General features: G+C 72.6%; 14 protein-coding genes. 6 read left to right on the top strand and 8 right to left on the bottom strand.

Annotation, left to right across the window (positions count from 1 at the left end):
- The first annotated feature begins 294 nt into the window (after positions 1–294).
- Positions 295–1,452, top strand: a complete 1,158-nt coding sequence (locus tag LIX60_RS22595) for an alkaline phosphatase PhoX (protein WP_227960107.1) — start codon at positions 295–297, stop codon at positions 1,450–1,452.
- Here the strand turns inward: LIX60_RS22595 and LIX60_RS22590 are convergent.
- Entirely contained in the window at positions 1,430–2,485 is a 1,056-nt protein-coding gene (locus LIX60_RS22590) for a helix-turn-helix transcriptional regulator (protein WP_227960106.1), read from the bottom strand. The two genes, LIX60_RS22595 and LIX60_RS22590, sit on opposite strands and share 23 nt — an antisense overlap.
- A 765-nt stretch (positions 2,486–3,250) precedes the next feature.
- Positions 3,251–6,001, bottom strand: coding sequence for a pyruvate, phosphate dikinase (gene ppdK / locus LIX60_RS22585; RefSeq protein WP_227960105.1), 2,751 nt, complete (start codon positions 5,999–6,001; stop codon positions 3,251–3,253).
- A gap of 618 nt (positions 6,002–6,619) precedes the next feature.
- Here ppdK and LIX60_RS22580 point away from each other — a divergent pair.
- The gene (locus LIX60_RS22580) at positions 6,620–8,113 is read left to right on the top strand and encodes a trehalase family glycosidase (RefSeq protein ID WP_227962874.1); all 1,494 of its coding nucleotides are present in this window, start codon (positions 6,620–6,622) and stop codon (positions 8,111–8,113) included.
- A 66-nt stretch (positions 8,114–8,179) separates the two neighbouring features.
- On the opposite strand, the gene dusB is transcribed toward LIX60_RS22580, so the two are convergent.
- Together dusB and LIX60_RS22570 are read right to left on the bottom strand one after the other, a co-directional pair.
- The gene (dusB, locus tag LIX60_RS22575; RefSeq protein ID WP_227960104.1) at positions 8,180–9,307 is read right to left on the bottom strand and encodes a tRNA dihydrouridine synthase DusB; all 1,128 of its coding nucleotides are present in this window, start codon (positions 9,305–9,307) and stop codon (positions 8,180–8,182) included.
- Between the two features lie 219 nt (positions 9,308–9,526).
- Positions 9,527–10,909: a glycine--tRNA ligase gene (locus tag LIX60_RS22570; RefSeq protein ID WP_227960103.1), complete on the bottom strand. Its 1,383-nt coding sequence runs from the start codon at positions 10,907–10,909 to the stop codon at positions 9,527–9,529.
- A 175-nt stretch (positions 10,910–11,084) separates the two neighbouring features.
- Between LIX60_RS22570 and LIX60_RS22565 the strand changes: the two genes are divergently transcribed.
- From LIX60_RS22565 to LIX60_RS22550, 4 genes are all read left to right on the top strand, one after another.
- The gene (locus LIX60_RS22565) at positions 11,085–12,074 is read left to right on the top strand and encodes a metal ABC transporter substrate-binding protein (RefSeq protein ID WP_227960102.1); all 990 of its coding nucleotides are present in this window, start codon (positions 11,085–11,087) and stop codon (positions 12,072–12,074) included.
- Between the two features lie 104 nt (positions 12,075–12,178).
- A complete protein-coding gene (locus LIX60_RS22560) occupies positions 12,179–12,949 on the top strand; it encodes a metal ABC transporter ATP-binding protein (protein WP_227960101.1) in 771 nt (256 codons plus the stop codon).
- On the top strand, positions 12,949–13,845 hold the full coding sequence (locus LIX60_RS22555) for a metal ABC transporter permease (RefSeq protein WP_227960100.1): 897 nt from the start codon (positions 12,949–12,951) through the stop codon (positions 13,843–13,845). Before LIX60_RS22560 ends, LIX60_RS22555 begins: the two co-directional genes overlap by 1 nt.
- Before the next feature lie 84 nt (positions 13,846–13,929).
- Positions 13,930–14,382: a Fur family transcriptional regulator gene (locus LIX60_RS22550; RefSeq protein WP_125621786.1), complete on the top strand. Its 453-nt coding sequence runs from the start codon at positions 13,930–13,932 to the stop codon at positions 14,380–14,382.
- 87 nt (positions 14,383–14,469) lie between these two features.
- On the opposite strand, the gene LIX60_RS22545 is transcribed toward LIX60_RS22550, so the two are convergent.
- The 4 genes from LIX60_RS22545 to leuA all read right to left on the bottom strand — a co-directional run bounded on the left by LIX60_RS22545 (position 14,470) and on the right by leuA (position 18,992).
- Positions 14,470–15,309 carry an isoprenyl transferase gene (locus LIX60_RS22545; protein ID WP_095757408.1) on the bottom strand — a complete coding sequence of 280 codons (840 nt, stop codon included), beginning with the start codon at positions 15,307–15,309 and terminating at the stop codon, positions 14,470–14,472.
- A 14-nt stretch (positions 15,310–15,323) separates the two neighbouring features.
- The gene (recO, locus tag LIX60_RS22540; RefSeq protein WP_019712126.1) at positions 15,324–16,070 is read right to left on the bottom strand and encodes a DNA repair protein RecO; all 747 of its coding nucleotides are present in this window, start codon (positions 16,068–16,070) and stop codon (positions 15,324–15,326) included.
- A gap of 76 nt (positions 16,071–16,146) precedes the next feature.
- Positions 16,147–16,821, bottom strand: coding sequence for a TerB family tellurite resistance protein (locus LIX60_RS22535; RefSeq protein WP_227960099.1), 675 nt, complete (start codon positions 16,819–16,821; stop codon positions 16,147–16,149).
- 383 nt (positions 16,822–17,204) lie between these two features.
- Positions 17,205–18,992: a 2-isopropylmalate synthase gene (leuA, locus tag LIX60_RS22530; RefSeq protein WP_227960098.1), complete on the bottom strand. Its 1,788-nt coding sequence runs from the start codon at positions 18,990–18,992 to the stop codon at positions 17,205–17,207.
- Positions 18,993–19,110 lie beyond the last annotated feature (118 nt).

Here is a 19,110-nt window from a genome sequence, read left to right as displayed (position 1 = left end):
CTCCTGTTTCGCTCCTTCCCGCTCCTTCCCGCCTCTTGCGCGTCCCGTCCCGCCACGGGACGGGAGCGGCCCGGGAGGCGGGCCCGGCGCCCGGGGCGGCCGGGGAGCCACCGCGCCCGCGTGCCGTCCGGGCCGCGGGGGAAGCCGTGCCCGGTTGCGCCGCGGTCGTCCCCGCTCCGCCGCCCACCCGTCACCGCTTGTTGATGCTCAGTCAACCACCGCCGCACAGACTCCCGGACACCGACTCCGCGTCCGGTCCGGCGCGGGGCAGACACGATCCTGGTGGGAGGATCCGTGGAACGTCGTACCTTCCTGCGCACCACCGTCATCGGCGGTTCGGCCGCGGCCTTCGGCGGCAGTCTCTGGCGCGGCGCCGCGTACGCGGCACCCGCCCAGCCCGGCAGCGGTCCCTACGGGGCCCTGCGGGCGGCGGACGCCAACGGCATCCGGCTGCCGGCCGGTTTCAGCAGCAGAGTGATCGCCCGGTCCGGCCGCAAGGTCTCCGGCACCTCGTACACCTGGCACAACGCCCCCGACGGCGGCGCCTGTTACGCCGACGGCAGCGGGTGGATCTACGTCTCCAACTCCGAGATCACCCCCTCGGGCGGCGCGGGCGCGGTGCGTTTCTCCTCGTCCGGCTCGATCACCGGCGCGTACCGCATCCTCTCCGGCACCCGGCAGAACTGCGCGGGCGGCAAGACCCCCTGGAACACCTGGCTCTCCTGCGAGGAGGTCGACCGGGGCTACGTCTACGAGACCGACCCGTGGGGGGTGGAGCAGGCCGTCCGCCGGGACGCCATGGGCCGCTTCAAGCACGAGGCCGCGGCGGCCGACCCGGTGCGCAAGGTCGTCTACCTCACCGAGGACGTCTCCGACAGCTGCTTCTACCGCTTCCGGCCCACCACGTGGGGCGACCTCTCCTCCGGCACGCTGGAGGTGCTGAGGATGGGGCCGGGCACCTCCGGCCCCGTCACCTGGGCCACCGTGCCCGACCCGAGCGGCGCATCGGCCGCCACCCGCAACCAGGTCTCCGGCGCCAAGCGCTTCAACGGCGGCGAGGGCTGCCACTACGCCGACGGCACCTGCTGGTTCACCACCAAGGGCGACAACCGCGTCTGGCAGTACGACGCGGCCGCCGAGACCATCGAACTGGCCTACGACGACTCGCTGGTGAGCGGCGGCACACCGCTCACCGGCGTCGACAACGTCACCCGCACCGCCTCCGGCGACCTCTACGTCGCCGAAGACGGCGGCAATATGGAGATCTGCGTCATCACCCCGGACAACGTGGTGGCGCCCTTCCTGCGCGTCGACGGCCAGCCCTCGTCCGAGATCACCGGACCGGCCTTCTCCCCCGACGGCAGCCGGCTCTACTTCTCCAGCCAGCGCGGCACCAGCGGCCGTTCCTCCGGCGGCATCACCTACGAGGTCACCGGCCCGTTCCGCTCGTAGCGGCGGCCCGGAGGCCCGCGGCCGCCGCGGGCGGGGGCACATCGGCGCCGCCGTGGAGGAGGGCGGCGCCGAGCGGCGTCAGGGTGTGCAGTACGGCGCTGCCGTGCCGCAGGGTCACCACCAGCCCGGCGTCGCGCAGCACGCTGGCGTGCTGGCTGGCGGAGGCCGGGGAGACGCCGACCCGGCGGGCCAGCTCGCCGGTGGTGCACCCGCCTTCGATGGTGCGCAGCACGGCGGACCGGGTCTGGCCGACCAGCTTGCCCAGCGAGCCGACTCCGGCCGCGTACGGCCGCAGCGGTGCCGGGGCGGCGCTCTCCCCGGAGTGCTGCACCGGATAGACGAGTACCGGGGCCAGCTCCGGGTCGTGGAAGGCGACCGGGGTGACCCGGCAGAAGAACGACGGCAGGAGAAGCAGGCCCCGGCCGTCCAGGCGGAGGTCCCGGTCCACCGGATAGTCGGCCTCCAGCACCGGCGGGCGCCAGCGCATCGCCGGGGGCAGCGAGGCCAGCAGCCGGTCGGCGCCGCCGTCGAGCAGCGCCCGGCCGCGGGCGGCCCGGTCGGCCTCGATCTGCGCGCGGATGTGCGGCCAGTACGGGGCGATGGCGGCCCGGTGGTAGCCGCGCAGCGCCGCGATGAGATCGCCCAGGGCCCGGGGCCGCCCGGCGGCCAGTCCCTCGTGGCGCGGCGAGGGCCCGTGCGGGCCGTGGCCGCCGGCGGCGAGCAGCCCGAGGTCCCGGCGGAGGCGCTCCTCGGGGGTCTCGCGGAGCGCCTCCATGGCGGGCTCCATCCCGCAAATACCCTCGGGCGGTGTCAGAAAGTCGGGAAAATAGCCGCGCACGGGCACCAGGGAGGCGAGCAGCCGTCCTTCACCGTTCAAGCGGGCCCGGGTCTCCCTCCGCCATTCTCCGAAGACCGCCGCGGAACGTTTGTCGCGCAGCCGGTGGAAACTCAGGACCGTTTCCCACAAGGCGTCCGGGCGCGCGGCTATGCGTATGCGCCCGAGGTCGCGTCCGGTGAAATGGATGCGTAGCACCAAACCCCCACAAGTATCCCCCCGTCCGGCTTCCCGACGAGTATGCACCTGCATACATTGGGTCACCACGTGCTTTTGGCCACAGTTGAAACGGGTCGCGGGGGACGGCCGCCCCGCGGAAGGGTGGAACCCGTCGGGCACCGGGAAACGGTTGTGAGGCTGTCGTGGGGGCAGTGCGGAAACCGTTTCCGGGCGGCTGGGTACCGCCCATGGGCCCGATGGGGTGGAGGACCGCGGTCCGGTGATTCTCGAGCTCGCCGGACCGCGGGAGTCCAGTTATGTTCGGCCCACCGTCCGGGCCCGTCGCTACCGGTGCGGAATGCGCTTTCCGGTCAGGTTGAATTCCAGAACATTTCTCCCGCCGTCCCGGGACACGCCATGGAACCGGCCCCGGAAAGGGGCGAGAAATTAGCGGTGGCAATCGCTCCGGGCCGGGCGCCCGGCCCGCCCCCGGCCGCCTCCGACCCCGCTCCCGCGGTCGCCCGCTCAGCCGCCGGCTCCGCGGCACGGCCTGCGCCCCGGCCCCCGTCCCCCGCGCGCCGCCACGGCAGCACGGCCTCCGGAACCACCCCCCGGAACCGCTCCCGGCCCGTACCGCCCCGCCGCCGCGGGCGGTACGGGCCTCCGGGCGGGGGTGCGCCGGCATGCGGAAGGGGGCGGCGCCCCGCACAGGCACCGCCCCCTTCGCCCGGGGATCCCGGGCCCGGCCGCCGCCGGTGAGGGTCGTGGCCGCGGCGGCCGGCTCCGGTTCGGCCGTGCTCCGGATCAGCGGCTGTCGCTGCCCAGGCTCTCCGCCGCCGCGCGGCCCGCCTCCAGGCGGGCGACGGGGATGCGGAACGGCGAGCAGGAGACGTAGTCCAGGCCCACCTCGTGGAAGAAGTGGACGGACTCCGGGTCGCCGCCGTGCTCACCGCAGACGCCGAGCTTGATGTCGGGACGGGTGGCCCGCCCGGCCTCGACCGCGTTCCGCACCAGCGAGCCGACACCGTCGCGGTCGATGGTCTCGAACGGGCTGACGCCGAAGATGCCCTTCTCCAGGTAGGCGGTGAAGAAGCTGGCCTCCACGTCGTCCCGGGAGAAGCCCCACACCGTCTGGGTCAGGTCGTTGGTGCCGAAGGAGAAGAACTCCGCGGCCTCGGCGATCTGTCCGGCGGTCAGCGCGGCCCGGGGCAGCTCGATCATGGTGCCGATGGTCAGCTTGAGGTCGGCGCCGGCGGCGGCCTCGACCTCGGCGATGACCCGCTCGGCCTCCTCGCGGACGAACTCCAGCTCCTGGACGGTGCCCACCAGCGGGATCATGATCTCGGCGCGCGGGTCGCCGTTGGCCGTCCGGCGCTCCGCCGCGGCCTCGGCGATCGCCCGGACCTGCATGGCGAACAGGCCGGGGATGACGAGTCCGAGGCGTACACCGCGCAGACCCAGCATCGGGTTCTGCTCGTGCAGCTTGTGGACGGCCTGGAGCAGCCGGAGGTCGTTCTCGTTGGAGTCCTTGCGGGCCTCCGCGAGGGCGACGCGCACCGACAGCTCGGTGATGTCGGGCAGGAACTCGTGCAGCGGCGGGTCGAGCAGCCGTACGGTGACGGGCAGCCCGTCCATGGCCTCGAACAGTTCGACGAAGTCGGCCTTCTGGAGCGGCAGCAGCGCGTTCAGCGACTCCTCGCGCTCCTCGTCGGTGTCGGCGAGGATCAGCCGCTCGACCAGCTCGCGCCGCTCGCCGAGGAACATGTGCTCGGTGCGGCACAGGCCGATGCCCTGGGCGCCGAAGCGGCGGGCGCGGGAGGCGTCCTCCGCGTTGTCGGCGTTGGCGCGGACCCGCAGCCGGCGGACGCGGTCGGCGTAGGCCATGATCCGGTGCACCGCCTTGACCAGGTCGTCGGCGTCCTCCGCGCCGGCGTGCATCCGGCCCTCGAAGTACTCCACGACCGGGGACGGCACGACCGGGACCTCACCGAGGTACACCTTGCCGTTGGAGCCGTCGATGGAGATGACGTCGCCCTCCTCGACGACGACCCGGCCCTTGCCGTCCGGCGACTTGGCGGTCAGGCAGCGCTTCTTGGTGTCGACCTCCAGCTCCTCGGCTCCGCACACGCAGGTCTTGCCCATGCCGCGGGCGACGACGGCGGCGTGCGAGGTCTTGCCGCCGCGGGAGGTCAGGATGCCCTCGGCGGCGATCATGCCGTTGAGGTCGTCCGGGTTGGTCTCACGGCGGATGAGGATGACCTTCTCGCCCGAACGGGACCACTTCACGGCTGTGTACGAGTCGAAGACGGCCTTGCCGACGGCGGCGCCCGGCGAGGCGGCGATGCCGCGGCCGAGCTGCTCGGAGGCGGCGGACTCGTCGAAGCGCGGGAACATCAGCTGTGCGAGCTGGGCGCCGTTGACGCGCTGCAGCGCCTCCGCCTCGTCGATCAGCCCCTGGTCGACGAGTTGGGTGGCGATCCGGAAGGCGGCACCGGCCGTGCGCTTGCCGACCCGGGTCTGCAGCATCCACAGCTGGCCGCGCTCGATGGTGAACTCGATGTCGCACAGGTCCTTGTAGTGCGTTTCGAGGGTCTCCATGATCTCCATCAGCTGGTCGTAGGACTTCTTGTCCAGCTGTTCGAGATCGGCGAGCGGCACGGTGTTGCGGATACCGGCGACGACGTCCTCGCCCTGCGCGTTCTGCAGGTAGTCGCCGTAGACGCCCTGCTGGCCGCTGGCGGGGTCGCGGGTGAAGGCGACGCCGGTGCCGGAGTCGGGCCCGAGGTTGCCGAAGACCATGGAGCAGACGTTGACGGCGGTGCCGAGGTCGCCGGGGATGCGCTCCTGGCGGCGGTACAGCTTGGCCCGGTCGGTGTTCCACGAGTCGAAGACCGCGCACACGGCCAGGTCCATCTGCTCGCGCGGGTCCTGCGGGAAGGAGCGGCCGGTCTCCTCCCCCACGATGCCCTTGAAGCGCTCGACGATCCGCCGCAGGTCGCCGGCGTCGAGGTCGATGTCGACGGTGACGCCCTTGGCCCGCTTGGCCTCCTCGATGGCCTCCTCGAAGAGGTCGCCGTCGACGCCGAGCACGGTCTTGCCGAACATCTGGATGAGCCGGCGGTACGAGTCCCAGGCGAAGCGCTCGTCACCGGACTGCTGCGCGAGGCCCGCGACGGAGGCGTCGGAGAGGCCGATGTTGAGGACGGTGTCCATCATCCCGGGCATGGAGAACTTGGCGCCGGAGCGGACGGAGACCAGCAGCGGGTCGTCGGCCTGGCCGAGCTTCTTGCCCATCGTCGCCTCAAGGGCGGAGAGGTGCGCACTCACCTCGTCGCGCAGGGCGGGGGGCTCGGCACCGGTCTCCAGGTAGACCTTGCACGCCTCGGTGGTGATGGTGAACCCCGGTGGCACGGGGAGACCGAGGTTCGTCATCTCGGCCAGGTTGGCGCCCTTGCCGCCCAGCAGATCCTTGAGATCCTTGTTGCCCTCGGTGAAGTCGTAAACGAACTTCCGCTGCTCGGCTGCGGCTACATGGGGGTTCGTGGTTTCCGACACGGGATCTCGCACTCCTCGTGGTGGGTTTCCCCCTCGGAGCGGTTCGGGGGAGGGGCTGCCCTGACGGCGGGGAGCGTACCCAGATCGAAGGTTGATGAGTACGTCCACTCGGTGGTCATCCGGTCGTAACCCCGCATCTGCCACGGGATCGAAAGTGAGCTACGCCTCCTGGCGGAATCGTTATGCGTTCAGGAAATGAACTCACACACCCCGGGAACCGGCGGTGAGGCACCGGGAGGCCACGGGGGATACACGGTGCGTGACCCACTCCGCGACCTCTTGAAGCCAAGCCGGGTGGCACCCAGTGCCACCCTTTGAGAGGTGCAGGCCGCCGCAAAACGCTCATCTGAGCGAACCTCCGATCACAGTGGCGAGAATCACGCACCCCGCGAGTACCCCATCTCACGACATGGACACAGGAGGGCGGCCGTTCGCTCGTATGAGCGAGGAGGGTATCGGGCCCGACTGAGGCGCACATCACAGTGAGACTTTTGCCCTGTGACTGGACAAAACCCTCCTGTACGTTCGTTCGCGTCGGAACCCACCCCATTCGGAGCCCCGGAGCCTCTCGTGGAAAGCGTCGCCCCCTCAGGCAAGCCGCGCCTCCCGCGACCCTCGATGCCCCGGCCCGGCCCCGGCGCACTGCGCCGCGGTGCCGAGCGCGTCCTGGCGGACAACTGGACCGGCACCTCGACCGTCCCCTCCCGCGGTCTCTATCCGCACCAGTGGAGCTGGGACTCGGCGTTCATCGCCATCGGCCTGCGCCACCTCTCCCCCGGCCGCGCCCGGCGCGAACTGTCCACGCTGCTCGACGCGCAGTGGGAGGACGGCCGCGTCCCGCACATCGTCTTCAACCCGGAGGTGCCGGCCGGGGCCTACTTCCCCGGACCCGAGTTCTGGCGCTCCTCACGGGCCGGTTCGGGCGCCGGGGCTCCCGCCCGCACCGAGACCTCCGGCCTCGTCCAGCCGCCGGTTCACGCGCTGGCCGCCTGGCTGGTCCACGAGGCCGACCCGGAGTCCTCCGCCCGCGAGGGGTTCCTGGCCCGGCTCTACCCGCGGCTGGCCGCCTGGCACCGCTATCTGGTGGAGCGCCGCGACCTCCGGGGCCACGGGCTCGTCTCCATCGTCCATCCCTGGGAGTCGGGAATGGACAACAGCCCGTGCTGGGACGCGCCGCTGGAGCGCGTCGAACCCGCCTGCCGCGGCACCTTCCGGCGCGCGGACCTCGACCACTGCGATCTCGCCGACCGGCCCACCGACCTCGACTACGGCCGCTACGTCCGGCTCGCCGCCGACTACCGCGACCACGGCTACCGCGACGACGCGCCGCACTCCTTCGCGGTGGAGGACGTGGGCCTCAACGCGCTCCTCATCACCGCCGAGCACGCCCTCGCCCGGATCGCGGCGGACATCGGCGCCGATCCCGCGGAGCACCGGGCCCGCGCCGAACGCCTCACCCGCTCCCTGGTCGAACACCTGTGGGACCGGGATGCGGGAATCTTCCGGGGCCACGACGTGGTGGGCGGCGAGCCGCTCTACGGGCTGAGCGCCGCCGGGCTGCTGCCGCTCGCCGTGCCCGGGCTGCCCGACGAGGTCGTCGCCGGGCTGCTGGCCACCGCCACCGGCCCGCACTTCGGCCTCGGCCGCACGGTGCGGCTGGTGCCCAGCTACGACCTGCGCGGAGCGGTCTTCGATCCGTCCCGCTACTGGCGCGGCCCGGCCTGGTTCAACATCAACTGGCTGCTGGAGCGCGGGCTGCGGCAGTACGGCGCCGTGGAGCGGGCCGACGAACTGCGCGCCGCGACGCTGGCCGCGGCCGACGCCTCGGGCTTCGCCGAGTACGTCGACCCGCACAGCGGACTGGCACGCGGCAGCCGGGACTTCGGCTGGACGGCCGCGCTCACCCTCGACCTGCTGACGGCGGCCGACCGCGCCGGGGACGGGGAGCCGGTCACGGCACCGCGCGCGGTGCGGTCCCCGGTGGTCGCCGCGGCCGAGGCCGCGGTGCTGGGTCCGGAGGGCGGCGGGCCGGAGCCCGCCCCCGGGGAGCGCGAGCCGGTGCCGGTCCGGGTCAGCCTGGTGCGGAGAGCGGCACCGCGGCACGAGGCATAGCGCGGGGCACGGCGCCCGGCACGGCGCACGGCGTACGGAGACCCGGCGTACGGAGACCCGGCGGCGTCAGCCGCCCGAGGTGTCCAGCTCCGCGTCGGCTCCGGCGCACGCGCTGTCGTACGGATCGGCCAGCCAGCCGTCCGGCAGCACCACCCGGTTCCGCCCCGAGGTGCGCCCGCGCGGTCCGTCCGCGTGGGCCGGCCAGGGCTGGTCCGGGTCCAGGCGGCCCAGCAGCTCGTCCAGTTCGGCCAGGGACGAGGCGGTCGCCAGCCGCCGGCGCAGCTCGGAGCCGACCGAGAAGCCCTTGGTGTACCAGGCGATGTGCTTGCGGAAGTCGATGACGCCGCGCGCCTCGTCCTCCAGCCACTCCCCCAGCAGCTGGGCGTGGCGCCGCATCACCGCGGCGACCTCCCCGAAGGACGGCGCCGCGGTCTCGCCGCCGCCCTCGAAGGCCGCCACCAGATCGCGGAACAGCCAGGGCCGCCCCAGGCAGCCGCGGCCGACGACCACACCGTCGCAGCCGGTCTCGCGCACCATGCGCACCGCGTCGGCGGCGGACCAGATGTCGCCGTTGCCGAGCACCGGGATCTCCGGGACGGCCTCCTTGAGGCGGGCGATGGCCTCCCAGTCGGCGGTGCCGCCGTAGTGCTGGGCCGCCGTCCGGCCGTGCAGGGCGATCGCGGTGACCCCCTCCTCGACGGCGATCCGCCCGGCGTCGAGGTAGGTGAGGTGGTCGTCGTCGATGCCCTTGCGCATCTTCATGGTGACCGGCAGCCCGCCCGCGCCGGCGACGGCCTCGCGCAGGATCGCGCGCAGCAGCGGGCGCTTGTACGGCAGCGCCGACCCGCCGCCCTTGCGGGTCACCTTGGGCACGGGGCAGCCGAAGTTGAGATCGATGTGGTCGGCCAGGCCCTCGTCGGCGATCATGCGGACGGCCTTGCCGACGGTCGCCGGGTCCACGCCGTAGAGCTGGACGGAGCGGGGCTTCTCGGTGCCGTCGAAGTGGATCAGCCGCATGGTCTTGGCGTCTCGCTCAACCAGCGCCCGGGTGGTGATCATCTCGCTGACGAAGAGGCCCTTGCCCCCGGAGAACTCCCGGCAGAGCGTGCGGAACGGCGCGTTGGTGATTCCGGCCATGGGCGCGAGCACCACCGGCGGCTGCACGGGGTGCGGGCCGATCTGCAACTGCGTCATCGAGCGGCTTTCCTCGGTTCGTACGGTTCCGGCCGCCCCGTACGGGGGCGGTGACGGAAGGGGCGGCCTCCCATTGTCCCGCACCGCCGGACCGGTCGTGCCGCGGACGGGAACGGCGGGCGGGCAGCACTGCGCCCCGGCACCCGCCGTAGCGGGCACCGGGGCGCCGGTGCGTTCACCGGGCGGGCGGCCGGCCCGGGGAGCCGGGCCGCCCCGCGGTCAGCAGCCCAGGAGGCGGGAGGCCAGGTAGCCCTGGATCTGGTCCAGGGAGACGCGCTCCTGCTTCATGGTGTCGCGCTCGCGGACGGTCACCGCGTTGTCGTCGAGGGTGTCGAAGTCGACGGTGACGCAGAACGGGGTGCCGATCTCGTCCTGGCGGCGGTAGCGGCGGCCGATGGCGCCCGCGTCGTCGAACTCGATATTCCAGTTCTTCCGCAGATCGGCGGCGAGGCCCTTGGCCTTCGGCGACAGCTCCGGGTTCCGGGAGAGCGGCAGGACGGCGGCCTTCACCGGCGCGAGGCGCGGGTCGAGGCGGAGCACGGCGCGCCGCTCCATCTTGCCCTTGGCGTTGGGCGCCTCGTCCTCGACGTAGGCGTCGAGCATGAAGGCGAGCATGGCGCGGTTGACGCCGGCCGCCGGCTCGATGACGTACGGGGTCCAGCGCTCACCGGCCTCCTGGTCGAAGTACGACAGGTCGTGGCCGGAGGCCTTGGAGTGGGCGCCGAGGTCGAAGTCGGTGCGGTTGGCCACGCCCTCCAGCTCGGAGAACTCGCTGCCGCCGAAGTTGAAGCGGTACTCGATGTCGGCGGTGCGCTTGGAGTAGTGGGAGAGCTTCTCCGCCGGGTGCTCGTACCAGCGGATGTTCTCCTCCTGGATACCGAGGTCGCGGTACCAGTTCCAGCGCTCCTCCATCCAGTAGATGTGCCACTTCTCGTCCTCGCCGGGCTTGACGAAGAACTCCATCTCCATCTGCTCGAACTCGCGGGTCCGGAAGATGAAGTTGCCGGGCGTGATCTCGTTCCGGAAGGACTTGCCCATCTGGGCGATGCCGAACGGCGGCTTCTTCCGCGAGGTCTGCTGCACCGCGGCGAAGTTGGTGAAGATGCCCTGGGCCGTCTCGGGCCGGAGGTAGGCGACGGAGGCGGAGTCCTGGGCCGGGCCGAGGTGGGTGGAGAGCAGCCCGGAGAACTGCTTGGGCTCGGTGAAGCCGCCCTTGTTGCCGCAGTGCGGGCAGTTGAGGTCGGCGAGGCCGTTCGCCGGCAGGCGGCCGTGCTTGGCCTCGTACGCCTCTTCCAGGTGGTCGGCGCGGAACCGCTTGTGGCAGGAGGTGCACTCGGTGAGCGGGTCGCTGAAGGTGGCGACGTGGCCGGAGGCCTCCCAGACCTCGGGGGCGAGGATCACCGACGAGTCGAGACCGACCACGTCCTCACGCGCGGTGACCATGGAGCGCCACCACTGGCGCTTGATGTTCTCCTTGAGCTCCACACCCAGCGGCCCGTAGTCCCAGGCGGCTCGCTGACCGCCGTAGATCTCACTGCACGGGTAGACGAAGCCACGGCGCTTGCTGAGGCTGACGATGGTGTCGATCTTGTCGGCGGCCACGGTGCTCTCTTCATGATGACGACGAACAGCGGAATGCCTCAGGCTACCGGCGGGCGGTCCCCTGGGACCAATTGGTGTCCGGGCTTTGGCCGTCCGGCGCCCGGGAGGGTCCGTGACGCGGCCCTCTCATCGGTTTTATTGACAATCGTTTCCACCTTTGTTGAAAATGGATGTCATGAACGTACGCCGGAACCGCCACGCCTCCCGAATAACCGCCGCGGCCGCCGCCGGGGCCACCGCCCTCGGCCTCGTCACCCTCACCGCCTGCGGCACCGGCACGGCGGGCGCGGGCGGCGGGGACGGCACGGTGGACGTCGTCGCCTCCTTCTACCCGCTGGAGTTCGTCGCCGAGGAGGTCGGCGGGGAGCACGTCTCCGTCACCTCGCTGACGAAGCCCGGGGTGGAGCCGCACGACCTGGAGATCAAGCCCCGCCAGACGGCCGAGCTGAGCGAGGCCGACGTGGCCTTCTACCTCAAGGGGCTCCAGCCCGCCGTGGACGCCGCCGTGGCCCAGTCCGGCGTGAAGAAGGCCGTGGACGCCGCGGAACTCGGCACCGGAGAGCACGGCGAGGAGCACACCGGCGAGCACGCCGGGGAGCCCGAATCCGGCGGCGACGGAGACGGCCACGACCACTCCGGCGGCGCGTCCGACCCGCACCTCTGGCTCGACCCCACCCAGTACGCCGAGGTCGCCGAGGGCTTCGCCAAGACCCTCGCCGAGGCCGACCCCGACCACGCCGCCGCGTACGAGAAGAACGCCGGCGCCCTGGTGAAGAAGCTCGAGGCGCTCGACGAGGACTTCGCGGACGGCCTGCGCAACCGCACCACCGACACCTTCATCACCACCCACGCCGCCTTCGGCCACCTCGCCTCCCGGTACGGCCTGGAGCAGGAGGCGATCGGCGGCCTGGACCCCGAGGCCGAGCCGAGCCCCGCCCGGATGCGGGAACTGCACACCATCGCGGAGCGTGAGAAGGTGACCACCGTCTTCTTCGAGACGCTGGTCAGCGACGCCACCGCGAAGACCCTGGCGGCGGACACCGGCCTGCGGACGGACGTGCTCGACCCCCTCGAGGGAATCACCGACCGGTCCGCGGGCGATGACTACTTCGAGGTCATGCGCGCCAACCTGGACGCGCTGCGCAAGGCCCTCGGCTCCGGGTGACCCCACCGCCCGGCACCTCCCCCGCCCGCACCCCGCACGCCCCGCCGCCCCATCCGCCCCCTCCACCCCCTCCACCTCACGACCGTCACCGAAAGGCCCGGACCATGGCCGTACCCCCCGTTGTCTCCCTGCGCGGGGCCACCGCCCGGCTCGGCGCGCGCACCGTCCTGCGCGGCATCGACCTGACCGTCGGCCGGGGCGAGGTCGTCGCCCTGCTCGGCGCCAACGGCTCGGGCAAGTCCACCGCCGTACGGGCCGTCGTCGGCCAGGTGGAGCTGGAGGAGGGCTCCCTGGAGCTGTTCGGCACCCCGCTGCGCCGCTTCCGGGACTGGGCCCGCATCGGCTACGTACCGCAGCGGACCACCGCCGCGAGCGGCGTGCCCGCGACGGTGCGCGAGGTCGTCGCCTCCGGCCGGCTGGCCCGGACGGGGCTGCGCCCGCGGCGGAGGGCCGACCGGGCCGCCGTCGGCCGGGCGCTGGAGCTGGTCGGCATGGACCACCGCGCCGGGGATTCCGTCAACGCGCTCTCCGGCGGCCAGCACCAGCGGGTGCTGATCGCCCGTGCGCTGGCCTCCGAACCCGAACTGCTGATCATGGACGAGCCGATGGCGGGCGTCGACCTCGCCGGACAGGAGGTCCTCGCGGACATCCTGCGCGCCCAGGTCGCCGCCGGCGCCACCGTCCTCCTCGTCCTGCACGAACTGGGCCCGCTGGAGCCGCTGATCGACCGCGCGGCCGTCCTCCGCGACGGCTGCGTGGTCTACGACGGGCCGCCGCCCGAGGCCGTGGGCCAGCACGCGCTGCCCGGCCACGACCATGTCCATCCGCACGCCGGCCCGGCGGCGGAACCGATCCGGACGGGGCTGCTGACCTGATGGAGATCCTGAACTACGCCTTCATGCAGCGGGCCCTGCTCGCCGCCGTGCTCGTCGGCGTCACCGCGCCGGCCATCGGCATCTACCTCGTCCAGCGCCGCCAGGCGATCATGGGGGACGGCATCGGCCACGTCGCCATGACCGGTGTCGCCCTCGGCTTTCTGCTGAACACCAGCCCGGTGTGGATGGCGACCCTGGTCGCGGTGGCCGGCTCGGTCGGCATGGAGCTGATCCGCTCCCGCGGCCGCACCAGCGGAGACGTCGCGCTCGCCCTGCTCTTCTACGGCGGCATGGCCGGCGGTGTCATGATCATCAACCTGGCGCCGGGGGGCTCCACCGCCAATCTCTCCACCTATCTCTTCGGCTCGATCACCACGGTCGCCCCCGAGGACGTGGTGGCGATCTGCCTGCTCGCCGCCTTCGTGATCGCGATCACCCTCGGACTGCGCCGGCAGCTCTTCGCCGTCTGCCAGGACGAGGAGTTCGCGCGGGTCACCGGGCTGCCGGTGCGGCTGCTGAACCTGCTGCTCGCGGTCACGGCCGCGCTGACCGTCACCGTCGCCATGCGCATCGTCGGGCTGCTGCTGGTCAGCGCGATGATGGTGATCCCGGTCGCCGCCGCCCAGCGGGTCACCCGCGGCTTCGCGGCGACCCTGGCCATCGCGATGGGGATCGGCGTCACCGTCTCGCTGACCGGTACGGTGACCACGTACTACGTGGACGCGCCCTCGGGCGCCGCGATCGTCCTGCTGGCCATCGCCGTCTTCCTGGCCTTCGCGGCCGTGACCGCGCCACTGGCCCGCAGGCGGGCCCGCCGGGCCGCGGCGGGCGAGGGCGGGACCTGCGCACGGGAGACGGCCGGGGAGCGCACGGCGGCCGACGACGTGAAGGTCTGAGGCCCCGGACGGGACCGGCGAGGGCGCCCGTACGGACTGGCACAATGGCCAGTCGGATGTGCGGGCCGGCGAGGAGGAGGCAACGTGGCCACAGCGGGGAGCGGCGGAACGAGCACGGCGCCGGTGCGCGGCCGGTCGACGCGGCAGCGCGCGGCCGTGGCCGCGGCCCTGGACGAGGTGGACGAGTTCCGCAGCGCCCAGGAGCTGCACGACGTCCTCAAGCACCGGGGCGACTCCGTCGGCCTGACGACCGTCTACCGCACCCTGCAGTCGCTGGCCGACGCGGGCGAGGTGGACGTCCTGCGCACCGACGAGGGCGAGGCCGTCTACCGCCGGTGCAGCACCGACGACCATCACCACCACCTGGTCTGCCGGGGCTGCGGCAAGGCGGTCGAGGTGGAGGGCCCGGCGGTGGAGACCTGGGCCGACCAGATCGCGGCCGAGCACGGCTTCGTCGACGTCGCCCACACCATCGAGATCTTCGGCACCTGCGGCGACTGCGCGGCGAAGGCCGCGGCGGGCGGCGGCAAGCGCTGACGGGACCCGCCCGCGGGCGGACGGACGGAGAAAGCGGCCCCGGCCGGGGAACACCCGGCCGGGGCCGCTCCGTGCCCGGGGAGAGCGTCAGGCGGACGCCCCGGCCGCCCCCTCGCCCGGCTGCGCCGGGTTCGGCTCCGCACCGCCGAAGCGGCGGTCGCGCCGGGCGAACTCCAGGCAGGCCCGCCACAGGTCGCGGCGGTCGAAGTCCGGCCACAGCACGTCCTGGAAGACCATCTCGGCGTAGGCGCTCTGCCATATCAGGTAGTTGGAGGTGCGCTGCTCCCCCGACGGCCGGACGAAGAGATCCACGTCCGGCATGTCCGGGTAGTACAGGTACTGCTGGACCGTCTTCTCGGTGACCTTGGACGGATCGAGCTTCCCGGCCCGCACATCGGCCGCGATGGCCGCCGCGGCGTCGGCGATCTCGGCGCGGCCGCCGTAGTTGACGCAGAAGTAGAGCGTCATGGCGTCGTTGTCCCTGGTCTGCTCCTGCGCTATCTGCAGCTCCTGCACCACGGACTTCCACAGCTTCGGCATCCGCCCCACCCAGCGGATGCGGATGCCCAGGGCGTCCATCTCGTCCCGGCGGCGGCGGATCACGTCCCGGTTGAAGTTCATCAGGAAGCGCACCTCCTCGGGCGAGCGCTTCCAGTTCTCCGTGGAGAACGCGTACAGGGAGAGGTTCTTGACGCCCATCTCCAGGCAGCCCTTGAGCACGTCCAGGACGACGCCCTCACCGACCTTGTGCCCCTCGGTGCGCGGCAGCCCGCGCTCCTTCGCCCAGCGCCCGTTGCCGTCCATGACGACCGCCACGTGCTTCGGGATCAGCTCGCCGGGGATCTCGGGCGGGCGCGCACCGCTGGGGTGCGGCTCCGGCTGCTGGTACTCGCGGCGGGTACGGCCCAGAATCCCGCGTCGTGCCATGCGGTCCACGTCTCCTATTTCTCCACATACCTGAGGGAACGCAGTCCGCGCTCCAGGTGCCAGTGCAGATAGGCTGCCACGAGCCCGCTGCCCTCCCTGACGTACCGCGCCTCGCACGCGTCCGCCGTCTCCCAGTCGCCCGTCAGCAGCGCTCCGAGCAGGGCCAGCGCCTCCCCCGAGGGCACGACGCTCCCCGGCACCCGGCAGTCCCCGCACACCACGCCGCCCGCCGACACCGAGAAGAAACGGTTCGGGCCCGGCAGCCCGCACCGGGCGCAGGCGGCGAAGCTGGGCGCGTAGCCGTTGACGGCCAGCGAGCGGAGCAGGAAGGCGTCGAGCACCAGCCGCGGCTCGTGCTCACCGCCCGCGAGCGTCCGCAGCGCCCCGACCAGCAGCAGATACTGCTGGACGGCCGGCTCCCCCTCGTGGTCGGTGAACCGCTCGGCGGTCTCCAGCATGGCCGTGCCCGCGGTGTAGCGGTCGTAGTCGGTGGCGATGGCACCGCCGTACGGAGCGATGGTCTCGCTCTGGGTGCACAGCGGCAGGCCGCGGCCGACGAGCTCGCCGCCCCGCGAGAAGAACTGCACGTCCACATGGGAGAAGGGCTCCAGCCGGGCCCCGAACTTCGACTTGGTGCGCCGCACCCCGCGCGCCACCGCCCGCACCCGGCCGTGGCCCCGGGTGAGCAGGGTGATGATCCGGTCCGCCTCACCCAGCTTCTGGGTGCGCAGCACGATGCCGTCGTCGCGGAACAGAGTCATGCGGGCCATTGTCCCGCACGGAGAGCGCCGCCGGGCGCGGGGGCGTCGGACGGCCCGCGCACCTCCGGGACGCGGCTCAGGAGGGCGTGCGGGCCGCGGCGGCGAGAAGCCGCTCGGTCTCCTCGCGGCGGATGGTGAGGGCCGCGCCGACGGCGGAGAGCGCCTCCCGCTCGGCGGGGCGGTACTGCCCGTCCGCGAGGGCGATCCGGGCGCCCTGGAGCAGGATGCTCTCCCGCCCGGCCGGGGCGAGATGCGGGGCCAGCGGGCCCAGGGCCTCGTGGAGTTCTATGGTCAGCGCCGTGCCGCTGCGGTCGCCGAAGTCCTCGGCCCAGCCGGGAAGCCGGCCGGCGTCGGCGGCCAGCGCCTCGACGAGGGTGAGGAGCTGCCCCTCGGTGCAGTCGGTGAACCCCGCGGCGCGCACCACGGAGACGGCCGCCTCCCGGGTCGGCCGGGCCTCGGTGCCGCCCGCGGCGAGGACGGCGAGCGCGACGGTGTGCACGGCGTCGCGGAGCATCGCCGAGAAGCGGACGGTGGTGGGGTGGTCCAGGGTCTCCGTGCCGAAGTGGCCCCGGCAGGAGGAGCACTCGACGACCGGGCCCGCCGTGCCACGGGGCAGGACCGGGATGCCGAGGAAGGTGAACCGGCGGCGCCCGGTGCGGCGCCGGTAGTTGCGGTCGCCGCCGCAGTCGGGGCAGAAGAACTCGCCGTCGCCGACCGTGTGCCAGCTGGCGCACACTCCCCACACGCGCATCTCGCGCACCTCCGGCGGCTCATCCCGAAACATCGGGGCACCGCGCGCCGCCGGATTGTCATCGTGCGGCAACGGTGCCGTATGGACGTGATGTTAACCACAGCGGACCGGTGGCGTCAGCACCCCGGACGGGGGAGGCGGGGGTCCGGCGGCGGCCGACGGTGGCCGGGAACGGCCGTTCGGGCCCCGTACACGTGCTCCGACCTGCGGCGCGGCGCTCGCGGCGTGCCCGCTCCCGGCCGGACCGGGACGTCCGGTTCCGGCAGAAAAACCCACCAGGGAGGAGAGGCGGGAGGCGGTGGAACAGCCGTGCCGCCGCCCCGGATCCGGAGCGGCGGCGCGGGCGCGCCTCGCGCGGCGCGGGAGAGGGGGGAGGTGAGAGGTCAGGTGGCGCGGGCCGAGCGGTTGACCGCGGAGACCACGGCCTTCAGGGAGGCGCGGACCGTGTTCGGGTCCATGCCGACGCCCCACAGGACCTTGCCGTCCACGGCGCACTCGACGTAGGCGGCGGCCCGGGCGCCGGCGCCCTCGCTCAGGGCGTGCTCGGCGTAGTCCAGCACCCGTACGTCCACCCCGATCGAGCCCAGGGCGTTGATGAAGGCGGCGATGGGGCCGTTCCCGCTGCCGGTCAGCACGGTGTCCTGCCCGTCGACGACCGCCTCGACGGTGAGCGCGTCGCCGCCCTCGCCGGTGGTCGAGGTCTGGGTGGAGCGCAGCGCGATCCGGCCCCAGGGGGCGTCGGTGGTGGGCAGGTACTCGTCCTGGAAGACGGACCAGATCTGGGCCGGGGTGACCTCGCCGCCCTCGCTGTCGGTCTTCATCTGGATGATCTTCGAGAACTCGATCTGCATCCGGCGCGGCAGGTCCAGCTTGTGGTCGTTCTTGAGGACGTAGGCCACACCGCCCTTGCCGGACTGCGAGTTGACCCGGATGACGGCCTCGTAGGAGCGGCCGACGTCCTTGGGGTCGATGGGCAGGTACGGCACGGCCCACTCGATGTCGTCCACCGTCTTCCCGGCCGCGGCGGCCCGGGCGTCCATGTCCTCGAAGCCCTTCTTGATGGCGTCCTGGTGGGAGCCGGAGAAGGACGTGTAGACCAGGTCGCCCGCGTAGGGGTGGCGCGGGTGGACCTCCATCTGGTTGCAGTACTCGGCGGTGCGGCGGATCTCGTCGATCCGGGAGAAGTCGATCATCGGGTCGATGCCCTGGGAGAACAGGTTCATCCCCAGGGTGACCAGGTCGACGTTGCCGGTGCGCTCGCCCTGCCCGAACAGGCAGCCCTCGACCCGGTCGGCACCGGCCATGACGGCCAGCTCGGCGGCGGCGACAGCGGTGCCGCGGTCGTTGTGCGGGTGCGCGGACAGGCAGACGAACTCGCGGCGGGAGAGGTTCCGCGACATCCACTCGAAGCGGTCGGCGTGGGTGCTGGGCGTCGAACGCTCCACGGTGGCGGGCAGATTGAGGATGATCTCGCGGCCGTCCTCGGGCTGCCAGACGTCCATGACGCTCTCGCAGACCTCCAGGGCGAAGTCCAGCTCGGTGTCGGTGAAGATCTCCGGGCTGTACTGGTAGCCGAACAGGGTCTCCGCGTCCAGCAGCTTCTCGGCGTACTCCATGACCAGCCGGGTGCCGTCGACGGCGATCTGCCTGACCTGCTCGCGGCTGCCGCGGAAGACGACGCGCCGGAAGACCGGGGCGGTGGCGTTGTACAGATGGACGGTCGCGCGGGGGGCGCCGCGCAGCGCCTCGACCGTGCGCTCGATCAGCTCCTCGCGGGCCTGGGTCAGGACGGAGATCGTCACGTCCTCGGGGATCGCGCCCTCTTCGATGATCGACCGTACGAAGTCGAAATCGGTCTGGCCGGAGGAGGGGAAGCCGACCTCGATCTCCTTGTAGCCCATGGAGACCAGCAGGTCGAACATCGCCCGCTTGCGGGCCGGGGACATCGGGTCGATCAGCGCCTGGTTGCCGTCCCGCAGATCCGTGGACAGCCAGCGGGGGGCCCGGGTGATCCGGTTCTCGGGCCAGGTGCGGTCGGGGATCGCCACGGCCTCGTAGGGGCCGTACTTGTGGACCGGCATCCCGGAGGGCCGCTGGGAGACCGTGGCGGCGGTGACGGGGGTGGTACGGCCGACGGGGCGGTGACCGGTGACGTGCTGGGAGGAAGACATCTGCGCGGGGCTCCTGCCGAAGAGTTCTCGACGGCCGACGGTGGCATCACCGAACTCCGCGGGGAGGGGGTCGGCCTCGACTACAGGCCCTCGCCGCGGCGGCTAAGGAGAAGCAGCC

Source organism: Streptomyces sp. S07_1.15 (assembly GCF_020739505.1).
Taxonomy (GTDB): domain Bacteria; phylum Actinomycetota; class Actinomycetes; order Streptomycetales; family Streptomycetaceae; genus Streptomyces; species Streptomyces xinghaiensis.
The sequence above is the reverse complement of the archived record's forward strand: the minus strand, read 5'-3'. Positions and strand labels throughout refer to the sequence as shown.

Excerpts from the sequence above, each read along its gene's own strand:
- LIX60_RS22580 (WP_227962874.1), top strand. The coding sequence starts at position 6,620 with ATGCCCCGGCCCGGCCCCGGCGCACTGCGCCGCGGTGCCGAGCGCGTC.
- dusB (WP_227960104.1), bottom strand. The coding sequence starts at position 9,307 with ATGACGCAGTTGCAGATCGGCCCGCACCCCGTGCAGCCGCCGGTGGTG.
- LIX60_RS22565 (WP_227960102.1), top strand. The coding sequence starts at position 11,085 with ATGAACGTACGCCGGAACCGCCACGCCTCCCGAATAACCGCCGCGGCC.
- LIX60_RS22560 (WP_227960101.1), top strand. The coding sequence starts at position 12,179 with ATGGCCGTACCCCCCGTTGTCTCCCTGCGCGGGGCCACCGCCCGGCTC.
- LIX60_RS22555 (WP_227960100.1), top strand. The coding sequence starts at position 12,949 with ATGGAGATCCTGAACTACGCCTTCATGCAGCGGGCCCTGCTCGCCGCC.
- LIX60_RS22545 (WP_095757408.1), bottom strand. The coding sequence starts at position 15,309 with ATGGCACGACGCGGGATTCTGGGCCGTACCCGCCGCGAGTACCAGCAG.
- recO (WP_019712126.1), bottom strand. The coding sequence starts at position 16,070 with ATGACTCTGTTCCGCGACGACGGCATCGTGCTGCGCACCCAGAAGCTG.
- LIX60_RS22535 (WP_227960099.1), bottom strand. The coding sequence starts at position 16,821 with ATGCGCGTGTGGGGAGTGTGCGCCAGCTGGCACACGGTCGGCGACGGC.
- leuA (WP_227960098.1), bottom strand. The coding sequence starts at position 18,992 with ATGTCTTCCTCCCAGCACGTCACCGGTCACCGCCCCGTCGGCCGTACC.